Source organism: Phenylobacterium sp., assembly GCF_035475775.1.
Classification (GTDB): domain Bacteria; phylum Pseudomonadota; class Alphaproteobacteria; order Caulobacterales; family Caulobacteraceae; genus Phenylobacterium.
Map to the genome: position 1 here is coordinate 1 of NZ_DATIMC010000081.1, position 8,436 is coordinate 8,436.

General features: G+C 71.0%; 9 protein-coding genes. 4 read left to right on the forward strand and 5 right to left on the reverse strand.

Annotated elements, in window-relative coordinates:
• From VLI41_RS10355 to VLI41_RS10365, 3 genes are all read right to left on the reverse strand, one after another.
• Positions 1-1,929 (reverse strand): nucleoside-diphosphate sugar epimerase/dehydratase, encoded by a 1,929-nt coding sequence (locus VLI41_RS10355; protein ID WP_325267998.1) that lies wholly within the window; start codon positions 1,927-1,929, stop codon positions 1-3.
• Positions 1,930-2,168: 239 nt separating this feature from the next.
• A complete protein-coding gene (locus tag VLI41_RS10360) occupies positions 2,169-3,389 on the reverse strand; it encodes an outer membrane beta-barrel protein (protein WP_325267999.1) in 1,221 nt (406 codons plus the stop codon).
• Positions 3,390-3,487: 98 nt separating this feature from the next.
• Positions 3,488-4,288 (reverse strand): SDR family NAD(P)-dependent oxidoreductase, encoded by an 801-nt coding sequence (locus tag VLI41_RS10365; protein WP_325268000.1) that lies wholly within the window; start codon positions 4,286-4,288, stop codon positions 3,488-3,490.
• Positions 4,289-4,387: 99 nt separating this feature from the next.
• Between VLI41_RS10365 and queF the strand changes: the two genes are divergently transcribed.
• Positions 4,388-4,843: a preQ(1) synthase gene (gene queF / locus VLI41_RS10370; protein ID WP_325268001.1), complete on the forward strand. Its 456-nt coding sequence runs from the start codon at positions 4,388-4,390 to the stop codon at positions 4,841-4,843.
• 468 nt (positions 4,844-5,311) lie between these two features.
• Here the strand turns inward: queF and VLI41_RS10375 are convergent, their stop codons facing one another.
• A complete protein-coding gene (locus VLI41_RS10375) occupies positions 5,312-5,929 on the reverse strand; it encodes a nitroreductase (protein ID WP_325268002.1) in 618 nt (205 codons plus the stop codon).
• Positions 5,930-6,007: 78 nt separating this feature from the next.
• Between VLI41_RS10375 and VLI41_RS10380 the strand changes: the two genes are divergently transcribed.
• The 3 genes from VLI41_RS10380 to VLI41_RS10390 are packed head-to-tail and all read left to right on the forward strand — an operon-like array spanning position 6,008 to position 7,750.
• On the forward strand, positions 6,008-6,622 hold the full coding sequence (locus tag VLI41_RS10380; protein ID WP_325268003.1) for an NUDIX hydrolase: 615 nt from the start codon (positions 6,008-6,010) through the stop codon (positions 6,620-6,622).
• Between the two features lie 30 nt (positions 6,623-6,652).
• Positions 6,653-7,483, forward strand: a complete 831-nt coding sequence (gene cysE / locus VLI41_RS10385) for a serine O-acetyltransferase (protein ID WP_325268004.1) — start codon at positions 6,653-6,655, stop codon at positions 7,481-7,483.
• A gap of 60 nt (positions 7,484-7,543) precedes the next feature.
• Positions 7,544-7,750, forward strand: a complete 207-nt coding sequence (locus VLI41_RS10390) for a DUF3126 family protein (protein WP_297697213.1) — start codon at positions 7,544-7,546, stop codon at positions 7,748-7,750.
• A 131-nt stretch (positions 7,751-7,881) separates the two neighbouring features.
• Here VLI41_RS10390 and VLI41_RS10395 read toward each other — a convergent pair.
• On the reverse strand, positions 7,882-8,436 hold a 555-nt coding region (locus VLI41_RS10395), incomplete at its 5' end, for an SOS response-associated peptidase (RefSeq protein WP_325268005.1).

Genomic DNA, 8,436 nt, shown 5'->3' on the forward strand with positions numbered 1-8,436 from the left:
TCAGCCGCCGGCCACCACACGCAGGTTGGGCGCGGCCCCGCTCCGCTCGCCGCGCACCTGGGCCACCAGCCGGAAGATCGCCTCGCGCACCGCATCGCCGTCGCCGTTCGCGGTCAGCGCCTCCAGCTCGCCGATATGCGAGCCCCTCAGGCGCAGCGGCGCGGAGGAGACCACCTCCAGCACCTTGGGCGCGCAGGGTTCGGCCCGTTCGCTGTCGTCCAGCAGCGCCTCGGTCAGCTTCTCGCCGGGGCGCAGGCCCACGATCTGGATCTCGATGTCCTTGCCGGGCGTGCGGCCGGAGAGGGCGATCATCTGCCGGGCGAGATCCATGATCCGCACCGGTTCGCCCATCTCCAGCAGGAACAGGCGCGCCGGCCCGCTCGGACCGTCCGCGCTGGTCGCGGTGGCGTGCAGCACGAGCTGCGCGGCCTCGGGAATGGTCATGAAGAACCGCGCCATGTCCGGATGGGTCACGGTCACCGGCCCGCCGCGCTCGATCTGCGACTTGAAGATCGGCACCACCGAGCCCGCCGAGCCCAGCACGTTGCCGAAGCGCACCGTGGCGAAACGCGTGCCGTTGGAGGTCTGCTGGCTTTGGATGACCGCTTCGGCCAGCCGCTTGGTCGCACCCATCACGCTGGCCGGGTCCACGGCCTTGTCGGTGGAGATCAGCACCATCTGCGCCGCCCCGCAGGCGCGCGCCGCCTCGGCCACGTTCCAGGTGCCCACCACATTGGTCAGCACGCCCTCGCACGGGTGGCGCTCGACCATCAGCACGTGCTTCAGCGCCGCGGCGTGGAACACGAGGTCCGGCGCCTGGTCGCCGAAGACGGCGTTCAGCCGCTCGCCGTTGCGCACGTCGCAGAGCACGGCCCGGCAGGAGACCTGCGGATATTTCTCGGTGATCTCGCGCTCGATCTCGAACAGCGCCGTCTCGGAGAAGTCGAGCAGGCTGAGGTGGGCGCACTGGAAGGCGGCGACCTGGCGGCAGAGCTCCGCGCCGATCGAGCCGCCGGCGCCGGTGATCAGCACGCGGCGGCCGCGGATCAGCCCGCCCACCGCGCGGCGGTCCAGCTCGATCGGATCGCGCGCCAGCAGCTCCTCGATGTTGATGTCGCGCATCGGCACGAGGTTGACGCCCTCGTGGTGCGCCAGCTCGACGATGGACGGCAGCCTGAGCAGCCGCACGCCGTCGTTCTTAAGCCGGCCGAGCTGGTCGGCCGTGAGCCCCTTGAGCCGCGCCGGCTCCTCCAGGAACAGCACCGCCCGGGGATAGCGATTCCAGCGGCGCAGATCGGCCAGCGCCGCGTCCAGGTTTTCGAGGCTCTCGATGATGCACACCCCGCGCACCTGCTGGCCCACGTCGCGCGGCTCGGCGGCGACGATGCCGATCGGGGTGAAGCTGCGGTCGTGGCTGCGGGCCACGTCGCGCAGGTAGGTGTCGGCGAGCGAAGGCGGGCCGATCAGCAGCAGCGGCGGCGCCTGGGCCGCGCGGTCGTTGAAACTCTTCAGCGGCGAGAGCGCGACGAACGCCCGCTCGTGCAGGGCACGGCGCAGCACGCGCACGCCCATCGAGGCCGCCATCTGGAACACCGGCGCCAGGAACAGGGTCGAGCGTGGCACGCCGCGGGCCCGGTCGAGCACGAACACCCAGAGCAGGAACACCCCGGCGGTCAGGATCGCGATCCGCGCCAGCACCAGCACGTCGCCGATCGAGACGTAGCGCCAGGGCGACAGCTCGCGGCGGAACAGCACGGTGAAGCCGCCGGCCAGCGCCGCATAGAGCACCACCAGCTGGATCAGGTTGAGCGAGGGCAGGTCCGAGAAGCCGAAGCCGGTCAGGCGCAGCGGCGCCACCGCATAGGCCAGCGCGAAGGCGAGGGCGGCCAGCACCACGTCGGCGACGATGGTCTGGGCTCGAAACGCCACTCGCTCCATAGGCCGCACCTCGTTCGCGTTGCGAGTCGTCAGCATATGCTCCCGGGAACGGCGACCAAACGGTTAAGGCGCGCCTCGGAGCGCGCTCGCCGGCGGCGGAGCCCGGCGACGAACGGCAGCCTGGCGGAGCGCCGCGAGCTTAGGAACCGCGCCGGGACGGCGCAAACGGATTTGCCCCCGCCGCGCTCGCCGGCCCGCGAGTGCGCCTTTCCGGCGACACCCTAGACGTGTCAGAACAGCACGCCGGTCTCCACCATCGCCCGCGCCTGGCTGTCCTTGTCACCCGTCGCCCCGAAGCCCGCGCCGGGCGCCGCCTTGTCGAGGCCGGTGTAGGAGACCTCGCCGCGGATGAAGAAGGTCTTCAGCTGCCAGGTGGGCGTGAGCGTCAGCGACCAGGCCCGGCTCTTGGGCCCGTAGAGCAGGCTCTGCCCGCCGGAGGAGGCGATGTACTCGGCCCGCCCGGCGAGGCTGAAGCTCGGGTTGAAGCTGTACTTGGCGAGCACCGCGCCGCCGAACGCCGAGCCGGAGGCGGGCAGCCCCGCCCGGGTGCTCTTCGGCGTGTGGCCGTACTGCAGGTAGGGAATCACCTGCCAATTCCCTTCGGTGTGGGTCCAGATCAGGTTGAAGATATCGCCGTTGTTCTGGGGAACGGGCGTGGCCAAGCTCGCCTTGGAGGTCTTCCGGAACTGCACCGATCCGGCGGCGGCGACGGTGTCCTGCTTGCCGATCGTATAGGTGACGAGCGCCGAGCCGGTGGTGAAGCGGTTCGAGTAGTAGCCGTCGTTGACCGACAGCGAGACCGCCCAGGGCCCCTGGGTGAAGTTCGCCTGCACGCCGCGGCTGATCGCCGGCTCCTGGTTCCACAAGAGGCCGCGCGCGACGTTCATGTTCTGGAAGGTGAAGGTGTATTCCGCTCCGATCAGGGTCGGCAGCTTGCCGGCCATGATGCTGAAGTTGGCGTTGGGGGCGATCTTCACATAGGCGAGCGGGACCCACTTGTAGGTGAGGTCCGGCAGTTTGTCGGCCTTGACGTAGGGCGCACCGAGCGAGGGCAGGGAATAGGCCCCGCCCTGGATATAGAACTGGACGACGCCGTCGGTCTTCTGGACCTCGAGCTGGGCGTTGGAGAGGTCGGCGCGGCTGTCCTTGTCGCCGGGCACGGAGTTGTCCTGCCAGAGACCGAGGCCGGTGAGCTGGCCGCTCAGGTAGATCTTGCCGAACCCGGTCGCGTAGCCGATCGGGTTGGCGTTGGCCGCCAGCGGCGGGGTCATCGCCGGGCTCGCCAGCGGATCGGCGTGCGCGGCGCCGGCCGCGAGGCCCAAGGTCATGGCTGCGGCCCCCGCCAGGCCGATGGTCTCGAATGGCTTCATCGTGATCCCCTCGTCTTCGGCCTTGTCCGGCGCGCCGGCGGCCATGCGGGGACTGGGGACGGCTTGGCTGGCGCGGTCCATCCGCGCGGCTCAGCGGCCGCGGTTCTCTGCGCCGCTGATGGAACTTTGGGCGCTCGCAGGCGGCGGCGCCGTTCGATTGGGCGCCGCGGGCCGGGGCTTCAGCGGGCCACGAGCGGCGCGAAGCCCAGGTGGCTGCCGGCGTCGACCAGCAGCGTCTCGCCGGTCACGTGGCGCGCGGCCGGCGAGGCCAGGAACACCGCGGCGTCGGCGATGTCCTCCGGCGTCGAGGCGGCCTTCAGCGGGGTGTTGGCCGCCGCATTGGCCCTGACCCGCTCGGCGCCGGCCTCGCCCAGGCCCTTGCCGAACCAGGGGGTGTCGATGAACCCCGGGCAGATCGCGTTCACGCGCACCTTCGGCGCCAGCGCCCGGGCCAGCGACAGGGTCATGGTGTTGAGCGCTCCCTTCGAGGCCGCGTAGGGCACCGAGGAGCCGATGCCGGTGACGCCGGCGATCGAGGCGGTGTTGACCACCGCGCCCGCCCGCGGCCCGGCCTCCAGCAGCGGACGGCAGGCGCGGATCATCTGGAAGGGGCCGACCACGTTCACGCCGTAGAGCCTCAGGAAGTCCTCGCCCGAGACCCGGTCCATGTCGCCGTGCGCCGCGAAGGTCGTCGTGCCGGCGTTGTTGAACAGCGCGTCGATGCGCCCGAAGTCCCGCGCCGCCGCCGCGATCCGCCTGCAGTCGTCGTCCGAGGCCACGTCGCCCTGCACCGTGACCGCCTTGGCCCCGGCGGCCTCGACCTCGGCCGCGGTCTGCTTCGCCTCCTCGGCGTTCGAGGCGTAGTTGACGATCACCGCGCTTGCGCCGCGCCGGGCGACCGCGACGGCGATCGCGCGGCCGAGCCCGGTGGAGGCGCCGGTCACCACCACCACGAAGTCCTTGAAGTCGTCCGCCGCCATGGCCGTCTTTCTCCCGCGCCTGCCTGAAGGCTTCCTAGCGCCCGGCGAGCGGCTTGTCTCGGTTGCGGCCGCGCGGGCTCCGGGGCTAAGCCATCGGGCATGGACGACCACCAGCTCACCCAGCTCGGCCGCGACGTGCGCGGCTTCGCGAGCCCGGACGAGGCGGTGCTGGAGCGCGCGCCCAACCCGCAGAAGGGCGTGCTCTACCTCGCCCGCTTCACCGCGCCCGAATTCACCTCCCTGTGCCCGGTCACCGGCCAGCCCGACTTCGCCCACCTGGTGATCGACTACGCGCCGGCCGACTGGCTGGTCGAATCCAAGTCGCTGAAGCTCTACCTGGGCTCGTTCCGCAATCACGGCGCCTTCCACGAGGATTGCACCGTCGCCATCGGCCGCAGGATCGTCGAGGTCGCCCAGCCGCTCTGGCTGCGCATAGGCGGCTACTGGTTTCCGCGCGGCGGCATCCCGATCGACGTCTTCTGGCAGAGCGGGCCTGCGCCCGAGGGCCTGTGGCTGCCCGACCAGGGCGTCGCGCCCTACCGCGGCCGCGGCTGAGGCGCGGAGCGCTTCCCTGAGGTCAAGCTCGGCTGAACGTCTGGTCTTCGGAGGCCGCGCGCCGTATTCCGGAGTCTAGGCTGTCCGCCGGGCAGCATTCGTCGCCCCGGCAGGCGTCGCCTTAATTCTCCTGGCGAGGGAAAAGCTCGGCCGCCGGCGCCGCCAACCCGATAGGCGCTTTCCAAACGCTTCCAACCGGCCTATATCTGGCCTCGCCCAACTCTCCTCGGGCGTGTCACCTCAGGCCGGACGGCGCTTGGCGCCGCCCGGCCGTTGTGTTTCCGGGCCGCGGATTCCCGCGAATGCCCGTCATCCCGGACGGCCGATAGGCCGATCCGGGACCCAGGCGCGCCGCGCGCCGCCGCTGGGTCCCGGCTCTCCAGCCCGCTGCGCGGGCTTCCGGCCGGGATGACGGATGGGTGGCGCCGACATGCGATGAACTTCCTCCATCGAGGAGGAGGGGTGTGTTCAGCGTTGCGCGTCCCAGTGGCTCACCAAGCTTTCGACGTGCGGCCGCTCCCGCTCGCGGGGCGGCTCGGCGGGCGTCCCGATCAGCACGAAGCCGGCCACCCGCTCGCCGGGCGAAAGCCCGAGGATCGCCTGGGCCTCGGGGTCGTAGGCGTACCAGTCGGTGATCCAGTTCGCGCCATAGCCCATGGCCAGCGCCGCATAGAGCAGGGTGGTGCAGACCGCGCCCGCGGAGAGCCGCTGCTCCCATTCCGGGATGTGCGGCGCCTTGGGCGAGGAGATCACCGCGACGCCGAGCGGCGGGACGGTCAGCTTGCCGAGCTTCGCCGCGGCCTGGGCGTCGCCCCGGGATTGGGCCAGCGCCTCCAGCCGGGCGGCGAAGGCGGCCTTGCTGTCGCCCTCCAGGATCACGAACCGCCAGGGGGTGAGCTTGCCGTGGTCGGGCGCATGCGTGGCGAGCCGCAAGAGCTGGTCGAGCTCCTCGGCCGTGGGCCCGGGCGCGCGCAGCGTCATGGCGGAGGCCGAGCGCCGGCGGGCGAGGAAGCGCAGGACCTCGGGGGCCGGGACGACCGGCAAGGGCTCGCCGAACTCGGCGGCGGGCGGCAGGGCGACGGGCACGGGCGCCTCGTTTAAGAAAGCCGAAGGTGGCGCCTCTTTATGGGTGCGCCGGCGTCCGGGACAAGGCGAGCGCGCGAGATGGCCGAGAAACCCGCCTGGCTGAAACCCCACGGGCGGCCCTGGACCCGCGGGCCCGGCCGCGTCGTCTTCGAGAACCCCTGGATCGAAGTGACCGAGTTCGACGCCGTCGCCCCCACCGGCCGGCCAGCGCATTACGGCCTGGTCGGCTTCAAGAACCATGCGATCGCCGTGCTGCCGATCCACGACGACGGCTGCGTCACCCTGGTCGGCCAGAACCGCCTGCCGTTCGCCGACTACAGCTGGGAGATCCCCGAAGGCGGCGGCCCGCTCGCGGTCGATCCGCTGGACGGCGCCCGGCGCGAGCTCGCCGAGGAGACCGGCCTGGAGGCCGATCACTGGCGCGAGGTGTTGCAGGCGCAGCTCTCCAATTCGGTCACCGACGAGCTCGCCTTCGGCTTCATCGCCACCGGCCTGCGGCAGGCCGCGGGCGGCCATCAGATGGACGCCACCGAGGACCTCGCCATCGCCCGGCCGCCGTTCCGCGAGGCCTTGCGGGCGGCGCTCGACGGCCATCTGAAGGACGTCCTGACGCTGGCGATGCTGCTGCGCGCCTACCATATGGCCCGGGAAGGGGCGTTGCCGGCCGCGCTGGCGCGCGCCATGCTAGGATAGGGGAGAAGGCCGATGGGGCGGGAGGACGCGATGAGCGGACGGCTTGAAATCGTCGATCCGGCGACCGCGCCGCCGGTCTGGGCCTCGCTGCGCAACGAGGCCGCCCAGGCGGCCAGGCAGGAATCGGCGCTGGCCAGCGTGCTGGCGGCCACCATCCTGAACCATGAGAGCCTGGGCGATGCGCTCTCCTACCAGCTCGCCCGCAAGCTGGGCGATCAGGAGCTGCGCGCCATGACCCTGCGCGACATCTTCGAGGAGGCCTACGAGGGCCACCCCGAGCTGGTCGCCATCGCCGAGGACGATCTCAAGGCGGTGTTCGAGCGCGATCCCGCCTGCAAGGGCTATGTCCAGCCGTTCCTGTTCTTCAAGGGCTTCCAGGCGCTGCAGACCCAGCGCGTCGCCCACTGGTTGTGGGGCCAGGGCCGCGAGACGCTGGCCTTCTACCTGCAGAGCCGGGTGAGCGAGCTGTTCCAGGTGGACATCCACCCCGCCACCCGCATCGGCCGCGGCATCTTCATGGACCACGGCACCGGCATCGTCATCGGCGAGACCGCGGTGGTGGGCGACGACGTCTCCATGCTGCACGGCGTCACCCTGGGCGGCACCGGCGCCGAGCGCGACGACCGGCACCCGAAGATCGGCAAGGGCGTGCTCCTGGGCGCGGGCGCCAAGGTCTTGGGCAACATCGAGATCGGCGACTACGCCAAGATCGCCTCCGGCTCGGTGGTGCTGAAGCCGGTGCCCAAGGGCTGCACCGCCGCCGGCGTCCCGGCCCGGCTGGTCAACTGCCCGACCTGCGACGAGCCCGCGCGGAGCATGGACCACACCCTCGCCGAGGCTGTGTACGACTACGTGATCTGAGGTTTATCGCGCGCGCCGGACCGGCTAGGTTCGCCGCCCGACAAGCCAGGGAGCGTGGGCGTGGACGAGAAGACCATCCGCAAGATCGAGGGCCACCTGCGCGGGACCTTCGCCAATGCGCGGATCGCCCTGCATCCGCGGCCCAAGCAGAAGGACAGCTGCGAGGTCTACGTCGGCGAGGAGTTCATCGGCGTCGTCTTCCAGGACGAGGACGACGACGGCTCCTTCATGTTCGAGATGGCGATCCTCGCCGAGGACCTGCCGTAGTCCGCTGGGCTCCGCTTGCGGCGACGCCGCGATCCTCAAACCACGAAATGCACGAAATCGACGAAAACCGCGGCTGCGCCTTTCGTGTCCTTTCGTGTTCTTCGTGGTTCCAACCTGGTTCGTCGGCGTGGCTAGCGAACCTGCGCCACCTTCAGGCTCCCGGCGGGCAGGGGCTCGAGCGGCGGCTGGGCCTCGGCGGGGCCGAGCCAGGCGGCCCACTGTGCCTTCGGCAGGATGACGATCTGGCGGTTGTGGAAGGGGGCGATGTCGAGGCCGGGCTCGGCGGTCAGCATGGTGAAGCGGTCGTCGCGCACGAGGCCCGCGATGCAGAACAGCTCCGAGCCGTCGGCCGGCGTGAACAGCCACTTCGACTTCGGATACTTCGCGCCCGTGAACTCGTAGAAGCCGTCGGCCGGGATCAGGCAGCGGCCGTTCGGGAACCTGCGCCCTTCGGAGCGGAAGTTGATCACCGGCGGCCGCCCGGGCTGGGCGAATCCCCAGCGCAGCTGCTTCAGCTCCGCGCCGTCGGGCGAGCCCAGGACGACCGGCGCGGGATCGGTCGGGCGGATGGAATCCCGCGGCTCCAGGTTCGGCGCGCCGCCCAGCCAATGGATCGGCAGCCGGATCCGGCTGAACTCCTCGGCGATCTTATCCAGCGACTGCTTGAAGCGGTATTCGTTGCACAT

Coding starts and splice junctions, on each gene's coding strand:
- VLI41_RS10365 (WP_325268000.1), bottom strand. CDS start 4,288: ATGGCGGCGGACGACTTCAAGGACTTCGTGGTGGTGGTGACCGGCGCC.
- queF (WP_325268001.1), top strand. CDS start 4,388: ATGGACGACCACCAGCTCACCCAGCTCGGCCGCGACGTGCGCGGCTTC.
- VLI41_RS10360 (WP_325267999.1), bottom strand. CDS start 3,389: ATGGACCGCGCCAGCCAAGCCGTCCCCAGTCCCCGCATGGCCGCCGGC.
- cysE (WP_325268004.1), top strand. CDS start 6,653: ATGAGCGGACGGCTTGAAATCGTCGATCCGGCGACCGCGCCGCCGGTC.
- VLI41_RS10380 (WP_325268003.1), top strand. CDS start 6,008: ATGGCCGAGAAACCCGCCTGGCTGAAACCCCACGGGCGGCCCTGGACC.